Consider the following 21,568-nt stretch of genomic DNA (forward strand, 5'->3'; position numbering starts at 1 on the left):
GCCCGCCGCCTGCCGTCCCTTCGCGCGACGTCGCTCGCCTGCGCACCCGTCCCACCGCGCAACACCGCTCGCCCCCGCCTGCGCGCTCGCTGCCCGCGCGTACACCCCCCCCGCCTGCCCTCCGGCCCGCCGCCTGCCCCCGCCCGGCGCCCCGGCGCGGCCAGGCGGGCCACGGGGGCGCGCCGGGGGGGCGGGTGCCAGCGGGCGGTGACTGGCCAAAAACATCCTGGTTTACGCAGAATCCGTGCCGCGCGGAGCCGATTCTGGCCAAAAATCCCGAGGTTTACGCGGTTTCGCCTGCGCCAGGTGCGTAAAACACAATGTTTTTGGCCAGAAATCTGGCTTTCGGCGCGCGCTTGGCCGCAGCGCGATCGGCGGCTTCCCGCCGCCCGCCCGCCGCCCGCCTGTGCCCTCGTCGCCCGCCCCTCAGTCCACCGCGCGACGCCGCCCGCCTGCGCGCCCACCCTCACCCGTCGTCCAACGGAGAGCGCCTCCTCCGCGCGCCCGCCTCCGCGTGCCCGGCCGTTAGTGTTTCTTGTCGGCAAATTCCCCGCGCCGTCCCGCGCGCCCGCCCCGGCTATCCTATAATCCTCTACTTGATCTTTGACGACCGAGAGAGAAGGGGGTGCGAGTTCATGCCACGGCTGCAAATCATGGATACCACCATCCGCGACGGACAGCAGAGCCTCTGGGCCACGCGCATGCAGATCGGCGAGATGCTGCCGATCCTCCCGAAGATGGATCGCGTCGGCTACTGGGCCATCGAGGCCTGGGGCGGCGCCACGTTCGACACCTGCCTGCGCTTTTTGGACGAGAACCCGTGGGAACGCCTGCGCTCCATCAAGGCCAACACGCCCAACACGCCGCTCGCCATGCTCTCGCGCGGCCAGAACCTCGTGGGCTACAAGCACTACTCCAAGGAGATCGTGCACCGCTTCATCAACGCCGCGCACCGCAACGGCATCGAGATGTTCCGCGTGTTCGATGCCCTCAACGACATCCGCAACGTCGTGGACAACGCCGAGGCCATCAAGGAGTGCGGCGGGCACTTCGAGGGCGCCATCTCCTATACTATCTCGCCGGTGCACACCCTCGACAGCTTCCTGGACTACGGCCAGCAGCTCAAGGAGCTCGGCGCCGACTCCATCGCCATCAAGGACATGGCGGGCATGCTCACCCCCTACCGCACCGAGCGCATGGTCAAGGCCTTCAACGCCGAGATCGGCCTGCCGGTGCACATCCACTGCCACTACGTCGGCGGCATGGCCCCGGCCAACATCATCAAGGCCGCCGAGGCCGGCGCCGCCATCGCCGACACGGCCCACGCGCCCCTCGCCTTCGGCAACTCGCATCCCGCGGTGGAGATGATCGCGGCGGCGTTCCAGGAGTCCCGCTACGACACGGGCCTCGACCTGGAGCTGCTCTTCGAGATCTCCGAGTACTGGGAGGAGATGCGCAAGCGCGGCCACTACAAGCGCGGCGTGAGCTCGCTCACCCACATGAAGGTCAACCTGCATCAGGTTCCCGGCGGCATGATGAGCAACCTCGTCAGCCAGCTGGAGGTGCAGAAGGCGGCCGACCGCCTGCCCGAGGTGATGCTGGAGATCCCGCGCGTGCGCGCCGAGGTGGGCTACCCGCCGCTCGTCACGCCGCTGTCGCAGATCGTGGGCACCCAGGCGGTGTTCAACGTGCTCACCGGCAAGCGCTGGAGCGTCATCTCCAAGGAGATGAAGGACTATATCTGCGGCTACTACGGCAAGGCCCCCGGCCCCATGGACAAGGACATCGTGGCGAAGGTGGCCGGCAACGCCGAGATCCTGCCGCCCGACGTGGCGCCCGGCTCGCTCGTGACCACCACCTACGACGAGGTGGCGGCCGAGATCGGGGATCTGGCCCACAGCGAGGAGGACGTGCTCATGTACGCCCTGTTCCCCAACGAGGCGCGCACCTACCTGAGCAAGCATCGCACATCCGAGAAGGTCGACTTCCTGCTCGAGCAGGAGTCCAGCGGCACCAAGGAGGACGATTACGTGGACATCAATCAGATTCGCGAGCTGGTTCGCGTCGCCGAGGAGAGCGGCGTTGGTGAGATCGTGGTCGAGGAGGAGGGCGTCCGCATCGCGGTGCGCATGCCCGGCCAGGTAGAGGCCCCGGTGGCCGCGCCCGTGGCCGCCGCCCCGGCCGTCCAGGCCGCGCCGGCCCCGGCCGCCGCGCCCGCGCCCGGTGCCGGCGACGGCAAGGAGCGCCCCGCCACCTGGCAGGCCGTCACGGCCCCCATGGTGGGCACCTACTACGAGGCCCCGGCTCCCGGTGAGCCGCCCTTCGTGCGCGAGGGCGACGAGGTGGCCGCCAACGAGACGCTCTGCATCGTGGAGGCCATGAAGCTCATGAACGAGATCACCGCCGAGGAGATGGGCACGGTGCGCGAGGTGTGCCTCGAGGACGCCACGCCCGTCGAGTACGGCACGGTGCTCTTCTACATCGAGCCCCACGAGACCGTCCCCACGGTGGCCGAGGCGGCGCAGTAATGTTCGACAAGATTCTTATCGCCAACCGCGGCGAGGTGGCCCTGCGCGTCATGCGCGCCTGCAAGGAGCTGGGCGTCAAGACCGTGGCGGTCTACTCGACCGAGGACGCCGACACCTACCCGGTGCGCTATGCCGACGAGGCGGTGTGCATCGGCCCGGCCCAGGCGGCCAAGAGCTACCTGGTGATGGGCAACATCATCGAGGCGGCCAAGACCACTGGCGCCCAGGCCATCCACCCCGGCTACGGCTTCCTGGCCGAGAACGCCGACTTCGCCCGGGCCTGCATCGACAACGACCTCGTGTTCATCGGCCCCTCGCCGGAGTGCATCGAGCGCATGGGCGACAAGTCGAGCGCCCGCGAGACCATGAAGGCCTGCGGCGTGCCCACGGTGCCCGGAAGCGACGGCTGCCTGGACACGGTGGAGGAGGCCCGCGCCTTCGCGGAGGCTGTGGGCTATCCCGTGCTCATCAAGGCCACCGCCGGCGGCGGCGGCAAGGGGATGCGCGAGGTGCACGACCCGGCCGAGCTGGAGTCCCAGTACCAGGCCGCCCGCACCGAGGCGGGTGCCGCCTTCGGCAACGACGGCGTGTACCTGGAGAAGCTCGTGCTGCGCCCCCGCCACGTGGAGGTGCAGATCCTCGCAGACGACTTCGGCAACAACGTGGCGCTCTGCGAGCGTGACTGCTCGGTGCAGCGCCGCCATCAGAAGCTCATCGAGGAGGCGCCCTCCCCGGCGCTCACCGAGGAGCTGCGCCGCGCCATGGGCGTGGCTGCCGTCAAGGCCGTGCGCGCCACCGACTACCGCAACGCCGGCACCATCGAGTTTCTGCTCGATGAGCGCGGGCAGTTCTACTTCATGGAGATGAACACCCGCGTGCAGGTGGAGCACCCCGTGTCCGAGGAGATCACCGGCACCGACATCATTAAGGAGCAGCTGCGCATCGCCGCGCACGAGCCCATGAGCTGCGCCGAGCGCGCGCCGTTCACTCCGAGCGGGCACGCCATCGAGTTCCGCATCAACGCCGAGGACCCGGCCCACGGCTTCCGCCCGTGCCCGGGCACCATCACCCGGTTCGAGCCCCCCGCGGGCCCGGGCGTGCGCGTGGAGAGCTACGTGCGCACCGGCTCGCGCATCTCGCCCTACTACGACTCGCTCGTGGCCAAGCTGATCGTGCACGGCCAGGATCGCGCCGAGGCGCTCGCCCGCGGGCGCCGCGCCCTGGACGAGTTCGTGATCGAGGGGATCGAGACCACCATTCCGTTCCACAAGCGCGTGCTCGCCAACGATGCCTTCATCGCCGGCGATGTGACGACGGACTTCATAGAGACCCAGATGGGAGATGTGCTATGAGCAACGAACTGAGCGTAGAGGGCATGTCCATCGCCCCGGGCGTGGTGGAGACCATCATCTCCATCGCCGCCAACGAGGTGGAGGGCGTGGCGTCGGTCGGCTCCTTCGCAACCAGCTCCATTCGCTCGATGCTGGCCGCGAAGCCCTCGGCTGCGGGCATCGAGGTGGACGTGGACGACGATGGACGCCTGCGCATCACCATCCACGTCGAGGTGTACTACGGCTACGTGCTGCCCGAGGTGGCCGCGAACCTGCGCCAGTCGGTGGCTGACGCCCTGCTCGTCCAGGTGGGGCTCGAAGCCGCGGCCGTCGACATCTTCGTCGACGGGCTGCAGTTCGCCGCCTAGCGTCATTCGCGCGTTTCTTGCAACGACGCCCTCCCGCGCGCACAATGGCGGTAGGGCGTCGCGTCATGCCCGCCTCTGCCTGCGGGCGCCGCTGATCTGATAGGGAGTTCCCATGTCCAAACGCCATGAGCGCATATCCGGCCGTCGCAGCGCGGTGCAGGTGCTCTACACCAGCGAGATCCAAGCCCGCCCGGCCACGGTGCTGCTCGAGGAGGGCTGCTGCCTGTCCGAGGAGGGCCCGCTGCCCGACTACGCCGTCTCGCTCGTGCGGGGCGTCGAGGAGCACCTGGCCGACATCGACGCCTGCCTGGAGGCGACCTCTGAGAACTGGGCGGTGGCGCGTATGCCCATCGTCGACCGCTCCATTCTGCGCCTGGCCGCCTTCGAGATGATCTACGAGGAGGACGTGCCGGTGTCGGTGGCCATCAACGAGGCCGTTGAGCTGGCCAAGGAGTTCGGTGGGGAAGACGAGTCGCCGCGGTTCGTGAACGGCGTGCTCGGCCGCATCGCCAAGTCGATCGAGGCGGGCGAAGTGGCCGTGGCCGGGGCCCCCGTGCCGGCGACGGCTCCGGGCGAGGTGGCTGCCGCCGTGGCCGCGCTGGCCGCCGAGGTGGCGGCTGAGGACGCGGCGGCTGCGGATGGGGCCAAAGAGGCGGCCGCTGATGCGGCGGCTGTCCCCGAGCCTGAGGCCGCGCCCGTCGAGGCGGACGCCCCGGCTCCGGCTGAGCCCGAGAAGGCGGGTGAGTAGCATGGAGGATCGCGGCACCTTCGAGTCGGTGCGCACGCGCCTGGAGGAGATCGTCGAGGCCGTGGGCGCCGAGGACGTCACGCTCGATGAGGCGCTTGCCCTCTACGAGGAGGCCGTCAAGCTGGGGCTTGCGGCCTGCGATTTGAGCGAGAAGGACGTGGAGGCCGCCTTCCCCGAAGACGCCCCGGTCGACGCCGCCGAGGATGCCCCGACCGAGGATGCCCCCGCGGGCTTCGCCGATGCCGCCGTCGAGCCAGGCGCCGAGGAAGCCCCCGCGCCTGAGGGCGCCGAGCCCGCCGCCCGGGACTAAGGAGGCCCCATGGACGAAGCGCGCATTCTCGATGTCGTCCGGTCGCCCGCCGACCTCAAGGTGCTGACCGAGGAGGAGCTGGGCATCCTGGCGCAGGAGATTCGCGAGGAGATGATCGCCATCACCTCGCGCACCGGCGGCCACCTTGCCTCGTCTTTGGGCGCCGTGGAGATCATCCTCGCCGCCCACAGCCTGCTCGACACCCCCAAGGACAAGCTCGTCTTCGACGTGGGACATCAGGCCTACGCGCACAAGCTGGTAACGGGGCGTCTCGGCGACTTCGACACCCTGCGCTCCTATGGCGGCATCTCAGGCTTTCCCAAGCCTGACGAGAGCCCCTATGACGTGCATCCCTCAGGGCATGCGTCCGACTCGCTCTCGGTGGCTACGGGCCTGGCCAAGGCCCGCGTGCTCTCCGGTACCGACGAGAAGGTGGTCGCCGTCATCGGCGACGCTGCGCTCTCCGGCGGCATGGCCTTCGAGGCCCTCAACTACATGGGCGCCGAGCAGCTGCCGCTCGTGGTCATCCTGAACGACAACGAGCGCTCCATCTCGCGCAACGTCGGCGCGCTCATGAAGCACCTCGGCTACATGCGCACCACCGCCGAGTACCGCGACGCGCGTGACTCCTTCCAGGAGCTGCTCGAGACCAAGGCGCCGCTCGGCCGCGCGATGGCGCGCTTCGGCAAGAACATGAAGGAGTCCATCAAGCAGATGGTCATCCCGCACTCGATGATGTTCGAGCAGCTGGGCATCGTGTGCACCGCGCCTGTGGACGGCCACGACATCGCGGCCCTGCGCGAGACGCTCGCCGTGTGCCTGGCCGCCGACGCGCCCGTGCTCATGCACGTGGTGACGAAGAAGGGCGCTGGCTACGAGCCTGCCGTGCGCGACCCCGAGCGCTTCCACGGCGTGGGGCCCTTCGACATCGAGACGGGCGCGGATATGCCCAAGAAGCCCGGCGCGCCCAGCTACACGAGCGTGTTCGGCGACGTGCTCGTGCGCGAGGCGCGCGCCGACGAGCGTGTCGTCGCCATCACGGCGGCCATGGAGGGAGGCACGGGCCTCAAGCCCTTCGCCGCGGCGTTCCCCGAGCGCTTCGTGGACGTGGGCATCGCCGAGGAGCAGGCTGTCGCCATGGCGTCGGGCCTGGCCATCGGCGGAAAGAAGCCGGTCGTCGCCATCTACTCCACCTTTATGCAGCGGGCCATCGACCAGATGGCCATCGATTGCGCGCTGCCGGACCTGGACGTGGTGTTCGCACTCGACCGCGCCGGCATCGTCGGCGAGGACGGCCCCACCCATCACGGCATGTTCGACCTGGTCTACACGCGGATGATCCCGAACATGCGGGTGATCGCCCCATCGGACGAGGCCGAGCTGGCAGCGGCCCTGCACACGGCGCTGGCCCTGGGCGGCCCCTTCGCCATCCGCTATCCGCGCGGGTCGGCCGAGGGCGTGGCGGTGCCTGAGGAGCCGCCGGTGCTCCCCGTGGGCGTGAGCCGGCTTCTGCGCGAGGGCGATGACGTGGCCATCCTCGCCTTCGGCTGCATGGCGTCGCGCGCGCTCAAGGCGGCCCGCCTGCTGGCCGCCCGCGGCATCGAGGCGCGTGTGGTGGACATGCGCTGGGTGAAGCCCATGGACGAGGAGGCCATTCGCGATGCCTGCGACACGCGTCTCATCGTGACCGTGGAGGCCGGGGTTATCGCCGGCGGCGCGGGCGAGGGGGTGTGCGGCTACCTGGCCGAGATGGGCCTCGACTCGCCGGTGCGCATGCTCGGCGTGCCCGATGTGTTCGTCCCCCAGGGCCGCGCCGACCTGCTGTCGGAGGATCTGGGCCTCGATCCCGAGGGCATCGCCAACGCCATCCTCGAGACGCTGGCCGAGCAGGTGGCGTAGGGCCGTCGCGCCTGGCGCCGATGGTGTGCGCAGTCCCCGCGCGCAACGTGGCCAAAATCGACGACTTGACGACGCCCTGGCCCGCCTGGCGGGGCGTCCTGCGCATAAAACCCCAGGTCACGAAAATCGGGCCGCACACCTACCGCACGCCTGGGCCGGAAAACGGCCTCATTCCGTCGTCAAGTCGTCGATTTTGGCCACGTTGCGCGTGATCCGCTGCATGTCGGGTGGGCGATAGCTGTTATCTGTAACCATACTGTTATATACTCTAGGGTCATGGAGAGCGCGGCGAGGCATGGCCGCGGCTTTCCTTGGATATCCGACGAAAGATGGGAACATAATGCAGCGCTCAACTACTCCTGTTCTCGGGAAGGGTCTTTGCAGCGGGGCCTTGTCCCTCGTCGTCGCCTCCACCTTGGCCACGGGCATGACGCCTGCCATCGCCTTGGCCGACGAGACGACGCCCCTTGCGGCCGAGGCCGCCTTGGAAGCCGCACCCCCCCCCTTCTCTGAAAGTGATCCCGCGCTAGCCAGCGCGGACGGCGGCTCTGCCGCCCAGGCGGGCGCCCGGAGCCTGGAGGGCACGGGGCTTAGCATCGCCGGCGGCGCCGAGGGCGCCGACTACACGGTGGACGACGCGGCCAAGAAGGTCGTCTTCACCTCCGGCAAGACGATGACCGTGAGCGGCACGTCCCAGGGCTACACCCTGGAGGTGGCCGCCGGCGTTCATGCCACCCTTGTCCTGGACAACGTGACCATCCAGTTCTCGCGCACGGGCGACAGCCAGAAGGTGCCCCTCAACATTGTTACCAACCTTATGGATGTGGGAGGGGAGGAGCGCGAGACGGCCGCGACCGACGGCACGCAGATCACCAACCCCACGTCACTCCACCTCATCCTGGCCGACAGCTCCACCAACACGCTGACCGCCGGCTACGGCGCACCAGCCCTTCGCTGCGGTGAGGGGTCGCGTCTCGTGGTGGACGACGCCATCCTGAACATCGATGATAAGGGCGATCCCATCGTGCCCAACGAGGGTCGTATTCCCTACGACTGCGCCTTGCAGGACGGTACGCAGCTGGAGAAGAACGATCCTCTCTACCTCATGGACAGCGCGAAGCCCGGTAAGCTTGTCTGCGAGGGCGGCTCGGGCGGTGCCGGCATCGGCAGCGGTCCCCACGAGAACTCCGGCTATATGGAGTTCAACGGCGGCGCCATCACCGCTTACGCTTATGGAAACAGCAGTAGCGATACGGAGCAGTACAACCATACGGGTGCGGGCATCGGCGGCAGCATCGGCGGCGGCGCAACCCTCACGGTCTTCAACGGCGGTGTGGTGGACGCGAAGGGCTCCTACCACGGCGCGGGCATCGGCGCAGGCTGCACCACAACTTCAGGTGACTGGGGCAGTGAATACAGCGCTGCCAATCGCACTCCCATCCCCGGGGCCATCATTTCGCGTGAAAGCGAGCGTGCTGGCGGCAGCGGTCGACCCCTCTGCCGAGACATCACCGTCAACGGCGGCAACATCACCTCGGAGGGCTACATCCACGGTTTCGCCTTCGGCGGGGCCTGCGGCTCGGCTTCAAACGCCGGGCACAAACTGGTTATTACCGGAGGCAACCTCACGCCGGTCAATGCTTCGGATGGCTCGAAGCTCCTCGGCGCGACGGGCATGGAGATCGTTGTGCAGGGCGGATCGTTCTACGTGCCCAGCTTCGGCGGATCGGTCACCGACGGCCGTGGCCATGCCCTGCAGATGGTTACCATCAACCTCGACGGCTTCGACGAGCTGAAGGGCGCCCAGCTTAAGAACCTCACCGTCACCGTGGACGGCGCGCCCCTTACTGACAGCGCGGGTAAGCCCTATGATTACGGCTTGCCCTACGGCGTGGACGGCTCTGGTTGCGTATACTTCTGGCTGCCGAGCGAAGTAAACGGAAAGCCGCTCGCTGATCAGACGGTGTCCATTGGCAACTTCGAGACCTCGGTGATTGACCCCGATACGGGTAATCGCACTGATGTGCCCTCCGACTTCGACTTCGTGGTGCCTAACCCCGGCACCGGGTCGCTGGCCAAACGCTATGTGGAGATTGACATCGACAGCTATGTCGATAAGACGCCTGATCTGAAGAAGTCGCTCTTCAAGCGTTATGATGGTCTGCCTGTCGGTCTCGACGGAGGCCTCGCCCAGACTATCGCGTCCTTCAACGTGCCAGCGGGCGAGCCTAAGGACAAGTTTCTCAACAGCGCCGACACCATGACTTTCAGCTCGCAGCGTACCCACGACAAGAACGGTGACGCTACCACTGACACCATCCAGCCTGGCGCCGATTTCTCCGATGTGGGCGACTATGACCTCATCGTAGAGTCGAAGCAGTATTCGGGTGACGCCAGTTTCCAGAAGTCCTTCTGGGGCCACAAGCTGTACTTCTCGGCCGCCATCACGCCAGCTGACTCCCGTGTCAGCGTGCTGAACCACGTGATCGACTACGACGAGACCATCACCCGCGCCTCCAAGCCGGTGAAGGGCGTCACCTTCACCGCCCACGTCATGCCCCGTGATGAGGCAGGCGAGAACGGCGAGGCCCCCGAGGCGAAGACCTGCGCCTCGCCCAACGGCACCGTGCAGTTCTACGCGAACGGCGTGGCCGTGGGCGATCCAGTGGAGGCGGTGCCCGCGAGCGACCTCACCAAAAGCGGCTATCACTACAGCGTGGCCACCCTCAACTGGGACAAGACCGGCGTGCAGATTCCCCGCAACCCCGATGGCACCATCGAGATCACGGCCAAGTTCAACGGCGGCACCAACTACCTGAAGTCCGAGAGCAACGACGACCGCACCACCGAGGACGAGGAGCCTGACTTCCCCTTCGGCTCCACCCCCGAGATCACGGTGAAGCCGCAGAACCCCGATCCCACGGTGCCCGTGCCCGACATCTCCCCGGAGGACATCGCCAAGCCCGGCGAGAAGGATCCCGACGCCACCGACAAGGACCTCACCAACACCTTGCACTCCACCGCCAGCGACAGCGTCTCCTACCCGGTGCGCCCGAACGCGAAGCCGCTCACGCCCGAGGGCGGGCTCAAGGACTGGGTGGGCCAGCGCTACGACATCCCCGCCGGCTGCGAGGTGTCCTCCATCACCGTGAAGAACGCCGACGGCACGCCGGCCGCGGTCGTCGATCCCTCCAAGCCCGGCAGCTACCGGGTGGACGTGGTGGTGCGCGACCCTGTCACGGGCAACACCACCACCATCGCCGTGGACTACGCCCTGGTGAACCCGCCGTCCGTCACCATCCCCACTACGCCTGACGGCCCGAAGGACGTGCCTACCGACACGGTGGGCGACGAGCCCAATGGCGGCACGGTGCACGGCACTGGCCACGACACCGTGAGCCGCCCCGTGAAGGAGGGTCATATCGAGTCGCCCGACACGCTCAAGGAGTGGGCGGAGTCGCGCTTCGACATCCCCGAGGGCTGCACCATGGGCACACCGACCATCTCCCAGGACGGCAAGCCGCTCGGCTCCATCGACTGCAGCAAGCCGGGACGCTACGAGGTGAGCTTCGTCGTCACCGACGAGCGCGGCAACACCACCACGGTCAACGTCGACTATCGCGTTACCAACCCGCCGACAGTCACCATCCCTGGCGCCACGAACCAGCCCAAGCCGCCGAGCGACCCGTCCGATCCTGCCAATCCCGGCGGCGTGGAGGAGGGTCCCGGCAACGGTACCGTGCACACTACCCTGGAGGACACGCTCTCGCGGCCCACGGCCCCGGGGGAGAAGGACACGCCCGACACGCTCAAGGACTGGGCGGACGAGCGCTACGACATCCCTGATGACTGCGAGATCACCCGCCCCGTCATCACCGACGAGCAGGGCAATCCCCTCGACGAGATCGACCGCGGCAAGCCGGGGCGCTACGAGGTCGTCTTCGAGGTGAAGGATCCCTACGGCAACAGCACGCAGCTGGTGGTGGACTACACGGTGCACGGCGTGCCCGATGTGACGCCCACCGACCCCGGCAAGAGCGAGCTCGTGGAGAAGGAGCCGCCGCGCACTGACGAGGACGGCACGATCCACCAGGAGCTCGAGGACAAGAAGCCGGTCGACGTGACGCCTGATCCCGCCGATCCGTCCAAGCCTCTCACCAAGGACGACATCCTGCAGGAGGTCGAGGATCGCTACGACATCCCCGAGGGGTCGCAGGTGGAGATCACCATCACCGACCCGCAGGGCAACCCCGTCGATGAGATCGATCCCACGAAGCCCGGAGACTACACGGTGTCGGTGGTTGTCACGTCGCCGGCGGGCGACACCACCACCGTGGAGATGCACTGGGTCGTCGCCGAGGGCGCAGCGAGCGTGGTTCCTCCCAGCGGAGGCGATGGGGACGCGCCCGCTGCCGCAGGGGACGAGGACGAGAACGAGAAGGGGCGCCTGAGTGCCACGCGCCTCGCCCAGACGGACGATGAGGGCACCCTGGGGCTCTTGGCCCTGGGAGGCGTCGTCGCCTCGCTGGCCGCCGCCGTCGGCGCTCGCCTGCGCCTGCGTCGTAACTAGCCGAGGGGCCGCGCACCTGGCACGCCCCCCCTACGCACGAGGCCCCGCCTGGTTGTACCGGGCGGGGCCTCGTGCGCTCTTGCGGCCCGCGTCCGCGAGGCGTGCGCAGGTCGCTCGGGGGGGGGCTGACACGCTGCCTCCCCCCGAGCGACGCCGGCGGGGAAGCGCAGCCTTCGCCCTGCAAAGTGGCCAAAAATGACGACCTGACGACGGAATGGGGCCGTTTTCCACCCTCGGCGCGCAGTAGGCGCGCGGCCTGATTCTCGCGACCTGGGGTTTTACGCGCGGGACGCCCCGCCGGGCGGGCCAGGGCGTCGTCAAGTCGTCGATTTTGGCCACTTTGCGCGTGATCCGCTGCACGGGCGCGGATGCCGCCCGTCGCAGGCGTGCGGACGCGGGCGAACCGCGATTGCACAGCGCTCGCGGGCTCGGCGGGGCGCACCTCCCAGCGCCTGCGCTCGCGCGGCGCCCGATCCGCTGCACGTCGGCGGGCGCCCGCCCGTCGCGGCCGCTTGGGCGTGGGTGGTGCGCTCGGCCCGCCCTCGGTTCGGCCCCTAGGCGCTGGCCGGCTTCTCCATGATGTAGTCGTCCATGACGAAGCCCTCGCCGATGTCGGTCTCCACGGCGTCGATGGTCTCGAAGCCCTTGGCCCGGTAGGCGCGGATGCCCAGATCGTTGTGCTTGTTGACCGTCAGGTACAGGGCGTCAAGCCCGCGATCGGCGCACAGTCGGTCGTAGAACTCGATCACGCGCGAGGCGAAGTGCTTGCCGCGCTCGTCGGCCAGGAGGTAGATCTTCGAGATGAAGAAGCGGTTCGTCTCGGGCTCGACGTGACCGCCCGTGTAACCTACCGTGCGGAAGGCGGGCTCGGCGCCTGCGGCCAGCTCGGACTCGGTCAGCTCATCGGCTGCGCGCACGAACCAGTACTCGTAGGCGTGCTCGGCCATGTCGCGCTCGATGGCCTCGAGGCTCTGGAAGTTGGCCACCATGTACTCGGTCTGGGCCTCGCCGATGAGCGCCGGCCAGTACTCGCGCCAGATCTCGCCGGCCAGCTCGGCCAGCTCCGCCTTCTCCTCGTCGGTGACCACCGGCTGAAACTCCACCACCATGTCGTGACCTTCCTTCCTCGATGACGTGCGGAATGCGTGTCAGCATACCGCACGCACGCCGTGCGGCCCTCGAGTTTCCGGTGTGTAACATCCGGGCTTCCCGCATGTTAAAAGGCCTTTGCGAGCCGGTTAGCAACCGTCGCCGCGGCCGCCGGCGCCTCCGGGCGGTGGCATGATCGGAGGCGCCGGCGGGAAGGAGCGGCGCCCAACGCGCCGCCGCGCCGGCTCGGGAAACGAGGAGAAGGGAAGGTGGGGCCATGCTTGACACGGGATCAACAGGGTTCATGCTCGTCTGCACCATGCTGGTGCTGCTGATGACGCCGGGGCTCGCGTTCTTCTACGGCGGCTTGTCGCGACGGAAGAACGTGGTCAACACGATGATCATGACGTTTGCGGTGCTCGGCATCGTGGGGGTCGCCTGGGTGGCGGCGGGGTGGTCGTTCGCCTATGGGGGCGACGGTTCGCTGCCCTTTTTCGGCGGCGTCGACCAGCTGGGATGCCTGGGCGCCGTGAACGATCTGCTCGCCGAGGCAGAGGGCACTCCGGATGCCTTCGCAGTGCTCTCTGGCGCGGCGACGCTCGGGCCTGAGGCCGAGGCCGGCTACCCCGGCATCATCGACATCGCCTTCCAAATGGCCTTTGCCATGATCACCACGGCCATCATCACCGGCGCGGTGGCCGGCCGCATGAAGTTCGGCGCCCTGTGCGCGTTCGCGGCCGTGTGGGTGCTCGTCGTCTACGCGCCGCTCGCCCACATGGTGTGGGGCGGGGAGGGCTCGCTCATCGGCGAGACGATCGGCGCGCTCGACTTCGCCGGTGGAGACGTGGTGCACATCAGCTCGGGCCTGACGGGGCTCGTGCTCTGCCTCATGCTGGGACGTCGCCGCGGCTTCGCGGTCATGAGCTATCGACCCCACAACGTGCCTTTCGTGGTGCTCGGCGCGACGCTTCTGTGGTTCGGCTGGTTCGGCTTCAACGCCGGCTCGGAGTTCGCCGCCGACGGCGTGGCGGGCCTGGCGCTCGTCAACACGGTGACGGCCTCGGCTGCGGCGCTTGTGTCCTGGCTGGCGATGGAGCGGGTGCGCGTGGGCAAGCCCACCCTTGTCGGCGCGGCCACGGGCCTGGTGGCGGGCTTGGTGGTCATCACCCCGGCGGCGGGCTTCGTTGAGCCGTGGGCGGCGCTCGTCATGGGCGTGCTCGTCTCGCCGGTGTGCTACTTCGCCATCTCGTTCTGCAAGCGGCGCCTCGGCTACGACGACGCGCTCGACGCCTTCGGCTGCCACTGCGTGGGCGGTGTCCTCGGCGGCGTGCTGACTGGCCTGTTCTGCGTGCCCGAGCTGTCGTGGACGGACTTCGGCGGCCTGCTCTACACCGGCGACGCCACGCTGCTCGGCGCGCAGGTGCTCGGCATCGTGGTGACCGTCGCCTTCGTGGTGGTGGCCGACGTGGTGCTCGGGCTCATCGTGCGGGCGCTCTTCGGCGGCAGCCTGCGCGTGAGCGAGGAGGACGAGGCCCTGGGCCTCGACGTGGCGACCCACGGCGAGAGCGCGTACCCCGCCTACCTGGGCCTGGACTAGCGGCTGGCCTGCGAGCCGGCTTCCGATGAGACGCCCGCCCCGACGCGGGGCGCGACGAGAAGGAGGACGAATATGAAGAAGGTGACGGCCGTCGTGCGGCCTGAGAAGCTCGAGCCGCTCAAGGACGCCCTGTTCGCGGCGCAGGTGTCGGGCATGACCATCTCGCAGGCGCACGGCTGCGGCAGCCAGCACGGCTGGAAGGAGTATTACCGCGGCACCGAGGTGATGCTCAACATGGTGCCGAAGGTGCGCTTCGAGATCGTCGTGGACGACGAGCGCGTGGACGAGCTGGTGGAGGTCATCTGCCAGACGGCCCGCACCGGCGAGGTGGGCGATGGCAAGGTGTTCATCGCGCCGGTCGAGGAGGTCGTCCGCATCCGCACCGGCGAGCGGGGCGACGCCGCCGTGTAGGGGAGGGGCGGGCCCTGGGGCGGCTCCTGGGGCGCGGGGTACCCGGAGCGCGGGGTGCCCCGGCTCCGCCGCCCCCCGCTCGGCGCGGGCCGCCGCTCGGCTCTCGCCTGTCCCCCCTAGCGCCGGGCGCCCCGCCCCGCGCTGCCCCGGGGTGAGGGGCGCCGCTCGGCCCTCGCTGGCCCTCGCGCCGCCCTCTGGCGCGCTCCACCCCCCCCCTCCCCGGCGCGCTCCGCCCCCCCGGCGCGGGACGCCCCGACCCCGCCCCGCTCGCGCTGTGTCCCCCCAGTTCCCGCGCCGCCTGCGCCGCCCCGCGCGATCCTGACGCGCAAAGTGGCCAAAAACGACGACCTGACGACGCTTTCCGCGCCTGGGCGCTCATCTTCTTTCGCAAAAGCCCAGGTCGGCCCTGCCCATTGGAAGACGCGAGGACTCTCTGAAGGCGAATTCTCCGATTATCTGTCGTCAGGTCGTCGTTTTTGGCCAATTTGCTCGTATCCGATGCGCGGAGAGGCATCGCTCAGCCTGTGGTTCGTGGGGTTTGTCCGGCGTCCGCTCGTCTGCTGGGCGCGACTGGTATGCTATTCCCATGGACAAGCTCATCTCGGGGATGCTGGCCCGCCGACGGGCCGTGGTGGCGGCATTCGTCGCCGTGGCCGTCGTGTGCGCAGCGCTCATCCCCTTTGTCAAGGTCAACTACGACATGGTGGACTACCTGCCTCCCGAGGCCCAGTCCACCGATGCCGTGCGCATCATGGCCGATGAGTTCGACCAGGCCATCCCCAATGCGAGCGTTCTCGTCCACGATATGGACGTGCCCGGCGCGCTTGCGCTGAAGGACGCCATCGCGCGCGTTCCCGGCGTGGAGTCGGTGCTCTGGCTCGATGACGTGGCGGATGTGGCCACGCCGCTTGCGGCCCTCGACGAGGCGACGGTGGAGCAGTACTACCGCGGCGGCGCCGCCCTGTTCCAGGTGTCGGTGACCGAAGGGGAGGAGGGCTCTGCCATCGCGGCCCTGCGCGCCCTCGTCGACGAGGCGGGGCCCGGCAACGCCGTGGCCGGCGAGGCCATGGACACCGCCCAGATGCGGGAGTCCATGGTCGACCAGGTGCTCAAGGCCGTCGCCATCGTCGTTCCCGTCATCGTGCTTTTGCTCGTGGTCTCTACGCTCTCGTGGATCGAGCCGGTGCTGTTCCTGGCCGCCATCGGCGTGTCCATCCTCATCAATATGGGCACCAATCTTTTCCTGGGCTCGGTGTCCTTCGTCACCTTCTCGGTGAGCCCCATCCTCCAGCTGGCCGTGTCGCTTGACTACGCCATCTTCCTGCTGCACGCCTTCGCGGCCGAGCGGCGGCGCGGCGGCAGCATCGAGGGCGCCATGGCGCGCGCGGTGCGCTCGTCGGCCGGCACCATCGCCGCGAGCGCCACCACGACGCTCTTCGGCTTCGCGGCGCTCGCGTTCATGCAGTTCCAGATTGGCGCCGACCTCGGGTTCAACCTGGTGAAGGGCATCGTGCTGTCGTTCGTGACGGTCATGGTGTTCCTGCCGGCGCTCACGCTGTGCCTCTGCCAGCTCATCGACCGCACTACCCACCGCCCCCTCATGCCCTCCTTTGCCCGCATCGGCGCGCCGCTCGCGCGGGTGCGCGTTCCGGTGCTCGCGCTGGTGGTGGTGCTCGCGGTGCCGGCCTTCCTCGGCCAGGCCAACGTGGTGTTCACCTACCAGAACAACGTGGCCGATCCCACGTTGCGCGCGGGCGCCGACACGCTCATGGTGCAGGAGGAGTTCGGCCAGGCCAACGCCGTGGCCGTGCTCGTGTCGCGGGGAGACGTCGGCGCCGAGGCGGCGCTCTCGCGCGACCTGGCGGCGCTCGACCACGTGACGGGCGTCATGGGATATGCGGCCACGGTAGGCGCGGACATTCCGCCGGAGTTCCTCGATGAGGCTGTGACCAGCCAGTTCTACTCTGACGACTACGCGCGCATCATCGCCTACCTCGACACCGACGTGGAGAGCGCCGAGGCGTTCGCCGCCGTGCAGGCGGTGGAGGACGCGGCCGCTGCGCGCTATGGCGAATTCTACGCGGCGGGCCAGTCGGCCAACCTCTACGACATGAAGGGCATCGTGGCCGTGGACAACGTGGTGGTGAGCCTCGTGGCCGTCATCGCCATCTTCCTGGTGGTGGCGGTCACCTTCCGCTCCCTCGGGCTGCCCGTGGCGCTGCTGCTGGCCATCGAGTGCGGCATCTGGATCAACCTGGCCATTCCGTACTTCATGGGCACCAAGGTGAACTTCATCGGCTACCTGGTCGTCAACACCGTCCAGCTGGGTGCCACCATCGACTACGGAATCCTGCTCACGTCGCACTACCTGGCTCATCGCCGCCGCATGCCGGCGCGCCAGGCCGTGTTCGCGGCGCTCGGCGAGGCGTTCCCGTCGATCCTGGTGTCGGCCGGCATCCTGGCCACGGCCGGCTTCGCGCTGGCGGTGTCGTCGTCCATCGGCGCCGTGGCGAGCCTGGGCCTTTTGCTCGGCCGCGGCGCGCTCATCTCGCTGGGCATGGTCACGTGCTTCCTGCCCGCGCTGCTCGTCTACGGCGACGGCCTCATCCGTCGCACCACCTGGCGGAGCGGCTTTTTCCGCGCGGAGTCCGGGGCGGGAGGGCCCGTCCCCGCGCCCGCGCCCGCTGCCGCGCCCGCGCTCGCTGCCGCCGTTCCCGCTCCCGGCCCCGTGCCGCGCGCCCGTTTTCCGAAGAAGGAGACGCCTCATGAGCAAGCCCCTGTTCTCCCGCGCCGGCCTGGCCGGCCTGCTCGCCCTCTCGCTCGTGCTCACCGGGCTCGGCCCTGCGCTGGCCCGCGGGGACGATGCGCCCGCCGGCTCTGCGGGCGCGCCGGCCGCCTCCGAGCCTGCCGCGTTTGAGAAGACCGAGGTGGTCTACGCCAACCTGTCGGCCGAGGGCGCGCCTGAGGGCGTCTACGTGGTGAACCGCTTCGACGTGTCCGCGGCGGGCCTCGTCACGGACTGGGGCGCCTACGACGAGCGCGCGAGCCTCACCGGCCAGGCCCTTCGGCCGGCGACGAACGGGGCCGACGCCTCGGAGGGCGTTGAGGCGACGGTCGAGGAGGGCGTCTTCTCCTACCAGGGCACCGCCCCCGCCGCGGCGACGCTGCCGTGGGACGTGGCGGTGTCCTATCGCCTGAACGGGCAGAAGATGACGCCGGAACAGATCGCGGGCAAGTCGGGCGACGCCGAGGTGCGCCTCACGGTGACGCGCAACCCCGATGCCGACCCCGCCTTCGCCGAGAGCTATATGGTGCAGGCGACGTTCACGCTCGACGGCGAGGCCTGGACTGACGTGCGCGCCGATGGGGCCGTGGTGGCGATGGCCGGCGCGGATAAGACGGTGGCCTTCACCCTGCTGCCGGGGCGCGACGGCGACTTCACGTTCACCGGGCACGTCGAGGACTTCGCGCTCGCCGGCGCCCAGCTGGCGGCGCTGCCCTACGCCACGGTGGTGGAGATGCCCGACGCGTCCGACCTGGAGGGGCAGATGGGCCACCTCGCCGACGCCATCTCCGCGCTCGACGAGGGCACGGCCTCGCTCGCCTTGGGGGCGGGCTCGCTCGCGGAGGGCGGCGCGAGCCTGCGGGACGGCACGCGGGCCCTCTCCGAGGGGCTCGACGCGCTGGCGGCTTCCTCGGGCAGCCTGACGTCTGCGTCGGCGCAGATCGCGGGCGCCCTTGACGCGCTGTCCGCGGGTCTTGCGGGCGCTGACTTCTCGTGCGTCGAGGAGCTTGGGCAGCTGGCGCCGGCGCTGCGCTCGCTTGCCGGGGGCCTTGATGACCTGGGCGCGCAGTCCGCCGCGGTGCGCGACGGCTTCGGCTCTGCGCTCGCCGCGCTCGACGGCGCGCTGGCCGCCATCCCGGAGGGCACGCTCACCCCGGAGCAGATCGGCTCGCTCATGGCGGCGGCTCAGAAGTCGGGCAACCCCGCCGACGCTGCCACGGCCGCCGAGCTGGCGCGCACTTACGAGGCTGCCCAGCGCGCCCGCGGCACCTACCAGGCCGTGAAGGGGGCCTTTGACGGCACCCGCCAGCTGCTGGCCGTGTTCGGCGGCGATGCGGCGACCAAGGGCTCGCCGGCGTTCTTCGCGGCGTCGCTGCGCGCGGTCGCCGCGGGGCTTGAGGAGGCGGACCCGGCCGCGGCCCTCGGCCAGCTGGCCGAGCTGTCGGCCGGCCTTAGCCAGCTAGCCGCCCAGTACCGCTCCTTCGACCAGGGGCTTTCCGCCTACGCCGGCGGCGCGGGACAGGCGGCTGCGGGCGCCCGCGCGCTCGTGGGCGGGGCCGATGCGCTGGCCGGAGGCATCGGGCAGCTGGCCTCCGGCGCCGGCTCGCTCTCCGCGGGCGCAGGGCAGCTCGCCGGCGAGACGGCCGACCTGCCGGCGCGCATGCGCGCCTCGATGGACGAGCTCATGGCCGATTACGAGTTTCCCGCCTTCGAGCCCGCGTCTTTCGTCGACACACGCAACCAGTCGGTGGCGGCCGTGCAGTTCGTGATGGCCATCGCCCCGGTGGAGCCCGAGCCGGAGCCCGAGCCGGAGCCGGAACCGGAACCCGAGCCCACCATCCTCGACCGCCTGGTCGCCCTGTTCTCCTAACGCCGGCGGGTCGTCCGCGCCCCGCTTTCGCGCGCCCCGCCATTCGCGTCGCCGATGGCTTGTGTCACAATGGCGCCCTGAGGAAAGGCAAGGCGAACGAGAGGAACCGACATGCACACCTTCCGACCCCGGGGCGTCTGCTCCAAGCTCATCGAGGTCGAGCTCGACGGCGACATCATCAAGGAGATCCGCTTCACCGGCGGCTGCGACGGCAACCTGAAGGCCATCGCCAAGCTCGTGGCCGGCCAGCGCGTCGACGACGTGGTCGCGCTTTTGCGCGGCAACACCTGCGGCCCGCGCGCCACCTCCTGCGCCGACCAGATGACCTACGCCCTCGAGGAGGCGCGCGCCCAGTCCTAGGGGTCACGCGCGGCGCGTTTATGGCGCGGGCGCGAATTCCCTCGCAAAGCGGTGAAATTCTCGAAAACCCCCCGCGTAGCCGTGATATACTAGCCAAACTTGCGGAAAACCCGCAGGAGTAGGTATCTGTTGGCCCCCGAGACATGTTTTATTGACCGTCCTGAGCAAGCTCGTGCAAGCGAACATGGCAAGCATCAATCAATCATGACGAAGGGTCCCCAGAATGTAATGTTCGAAAGGGGTCCGTTTTGACCGAAATCAAGAACACGTCCGTAATCGACTTCTCCGACATCTCCGACGAGCAGATGAACGAGATGATCGACGGCACGCTGACCGACTTCGACGAGGGCGATCTCGTCGACGGCACCGTCGTCAAGCTGGAGCACGATGAGGTGCTCGTGGACATCGGCTTCAAGAGCGAGGGCGTCATCCCCTCCCGCGAGCTGTCCATCCGCAAGGACGCCGACCCGGCTGACATCGTCAGCCTGGGCGATAAGATCGAGGCCCTGGTCCTTCAGAAGGAGGACAAGGACGGTCGCCTGATCCTTTCCAAGAAGCGCGCCGAGTACGAGCGCGCCTGGATCCGCGTCGAGGAGAAGTTCAAGGCCGGTGAGGTCGTCACCGGCGAGGTCATCGAGGTGGTCAAGGGCGGCCTCATCCTCGACATCGGCCTGCGCGGCTTCCTGCCTGCCTCCCTCGTGGACCTGCGCCGCGTGAAGGACCTCGACATGTACCTGGGCACCGAGATCGAGGCCCGCGTCATCGAGATGGACCGCAACCGCAACAACGTCGTGCTGTCCCGCCGCGTGCTGCTGGAGGAGGGCCGCAAGAACGAGCGCGCCGAGATCCTCTCCAAGCTCTCCAAGGGCATGCGCCTCAAGGGCACCGTCTCCTCCATCGTGGACTTCGGCGCCTTCGTGGATCTGGGCGGCATCGACGGCCTGGTGCACATCTCCGAGCTGTCCTGGAACCACGTCAACCATCCCTCCGAGGTCGTCAAGGTGGGCGACGAGGTGGAGGTCGAGGTGCTCGACGTCGATCTGCAGCGTGAGCGCATCTCGCTCGGCCTCAAGCAGACCACCGAGGATCCCTGGATCAAGCTGGTCGAGTCCTACCCCGTGGGCACCATCGTCGACGGCAAGGTCACCAAGATCGTGCCCTTCGGCGCGTTCATCGCGCTCGGCGATTCCATCGAGGGCCTCGTGCACATCTCCGAGATGGCCGGCCGTCACATCGACACCCCGGCCCAGGTCGTCAAGGCTGGCGACGAGGTGAAGGTCAAGGTCATGGAGATCAACCCGGATCGTCGCCGTATCTCCCTGTCGATGAAGGCTGCTGCCGAGGAGCTCGGCTACGAGATCGAGGTGGACGAGTCCATCCAGGCCGAGGAGCGCCCGGCCAAGCGCAAGAAGGAGCGCGCCGAGAAGACCGAGGAGACTGCCGCCGAGTAGTCGCCGCGGGCGAGCAAGTCCTTTGCGAGGGGCGGGGCCGAGTGCTCCGCCCCTCTTTTTTCGTCGCAGGATGCAAATTTCGACGGTTTTGCACTCTTGCGCCCACGGCTGGGGTGCCGAGGACGCCCCTGGGGAGTCGATTTCGCGGTGTTTCCCCTGGTCGCGTCAATCCGGAGCAACTCAAGACGGCGTTGGCGGCCAACCTGCGAGTGCAAAACCGTCGAAATTTGCAAAGCGAGCCCGGTTTTCGT

General features: G+C 68.8%; 14 protein-coding genes. 13 read left to right on the plus strand and 1 reads right to left on the minus strand.

Features of this window, described 5'->3' with window-relative positions:
- Nucleotides 1-635: 635 nt before the first annotated feature.
- From accB to AC6I0Y_RS03295, 7 genes are all read left to right on the plus strand, one after another.
- The gene (gene accB, locus AC6I0Y_RS03265) at nt 636-2,528 is read left to right on the plus strand and encodes an acetyl-CoA carboxylase biotin carboxyl carrier protein (protein ID WP_497733068.1); all 1,893 of its coding nucleotides are present in this window, start codon (nt 636-638) and stop codon (nt 2,526-2,528) included.
- The gene (gene accC / locus AC6I0Y_RS03270) at nt 2,528-3,880 is read left to right on the plus strand and encodes an acetyl-CoA carboxylase biotin carboxylase subunit (RefSeq protein WP_160710007.1); all 1,353 of its coding nucleotides are present in this window, start codon (nt 2,528-2,530) and stop codon (nt 3,878-3,880) included. The genes accB and accC overlap by 1 nt, the downstream gene beginning before the upstream one ends.
- Nucleotides 3,877-4,227, plus strand: coding sequence for an Asp23/Gls24 family envelope stress response protein (locus AC6I0Y_RS03275; RefSeq protein ID WP_497733070.1), 351 nt, complete (start codon nt 3,877-3,879; stop codon nt 4,225-4,227). Before accC ends, AC6I0Y_RS03275 begins: the two co-directional genes overlap by 4 nt.
- A gap of 112 nt (nt 4,228-4,339) precedes the next feature.
- A complete protein-coding gene (nusB, locus tag AC6I0Y_RS03280; RefSeq protein WP_497733072.1) occupies nt 4,340-4,975 on the plus strand; it encodes a transcription antitermination factor NusB in 636 nt (211 codons plus the stop codon).
- A 1-nt stretch (nt 4,976) separates the two neighbouring features.
- Nucleotides 4,977-5,285: an exodeoxyribonuclease VII small subunit gene (xseB, locus tag AC6I0Y_RS03285; RefSeq protein WP_497733074.1), complete on the plus strand. Its 309-nt coding sequence runs from the start codon at nt 4,977-4,979 to the stop codon at nt 5,283-5,285.
- Between the two features lie 9 nt (nt 5,286-5,294).
- Nucleotides 5,295-7,184, plus strand: coding sequence for a 1-deoxy-D-xylulose-5-phosphate synthase (gene dxs, locus AC6I0Y_RS03290; protein ID WP_497733075.1), 1,890 nt, complete (start codon nt 5,295-5,297; stop codon nt 7,182-7,184).
- Between the two features lie 391 nt (nt 7,185-7,575).
- Nucleotides 7,576-11,754: a hypothetical protein gene (locus AC6I0Y_RS03295; RefSeq protein WP_497733077.1), complete on the plus strand. Its 4,179-nt coding sequence runs from the start codon at nt 7,576-7,578 to the stop codon at nt 11,752-11,754.
- A 554-nt stretch (nt 11,755-12,308) separates the two neighbouring features.
- Here AC6I0Y_RS03295 and AC6I0Y_RS03300 read toward each other — a convergent pair.
- Complete coding sequence (locus tag AC6I0Y_RS03300; RefSeq protein ID WP_497733079.1) at nt 12,309-12,863, minus strand: GNAT family N-acetyltransferase; 555 nt, start codon at nt 12,861-12,863, stop codon at nt 12,309-12,311.
- A 257-nt stretch (nt 12,864-13,120) separates the two neighbouring features.
- On the opposite strand from AC6I0Y_RS03300, the gene AC6I0Y_RS03305 reads away from it, so the two are divergent.
- The 6 genes from AC6I0Y_RS03305 (at nt 13,121) to rpsA (ending at nt 21,317) form a co-directional block, all read left to right on the plus strand.
- A complete protein-coding gene (locus tag AC6I0Y_RS03305) occupies nt 13,121-14,440 on the plus strand; it encodes an ammonium transporter (RefSeq protein WP_497733081.1) in 1,320 nt (439 codons plus the stop codon).
- Between the two features lie 72 nt (nt 14,441-14,512).
- Nucleotides 14,513-14,851 carry a P-II family nitrogen regulator gene (locus AC6I0Y_RS03310; RefSeq protein ID WP_160710015.1) on the plus strand — a complete coding sequence of 113 codons (339 nt, stop codon included), beginning with the start codon at nt 14,513-14,515 and terminating at the stop codon, nt 14,849-14,851.
- A gap of 586 nt (nt 14,852-15,437) precedes the next feature.
- A complete protein-coding gene (locus tag AC6I0Y_RS03315) occupies nt 15,438-17,768 on the plus strand; it encodes an efflux RND transporter permease subunit (protein ID WP_497733083.1) in 2,331 nt (776 codons plus the stop codon).
- A gap of 1,042 nt (nt 17,769-18,810) precedes the next feature.
- A complete protein-coding gene (locus AC6I0Y_RS03320) occupies nt 18,811-19,506 on the plus strand; it encodes a hypothetical protein (RefSeq protein ID WP_497733644.1) in 696 nt (231 codons plus the stop codon).
- Nucleotides 19,507-19,617: 111 nt separating this feature from the next.
- Nucleotides 19,618-19,866, plus strand: a complete 249-nt coding sequence (locus AC6I0Y_RS03325) for a TIGR03905 family TSCPD domain-containing protein (RefSeq protein WP_160709881.1) — start codon at nt 19,618-19,620, stop codon at nt 19,864-19,866.
- 248 nt (nt 19,867-20,114) lie between these two features.
- Nucleotides 20,115-21,317: a 30S ribosomal protein S1 gene (rpsA, locus tag AC6I0Y_RS03330; protein WP_160709882.1), complete on the plus strand. Its 1,203-nt coding sequence runs from the start codon at nt 20,115-20,117 to the stop codon at nt 21,315-21,317.
- Nucleotides 21,318-21,568 lie beyond the last annotated feature (251 nt).

This window comes from Adlercreutzia sp. St.1H8, from assembly GCF_059728655.1.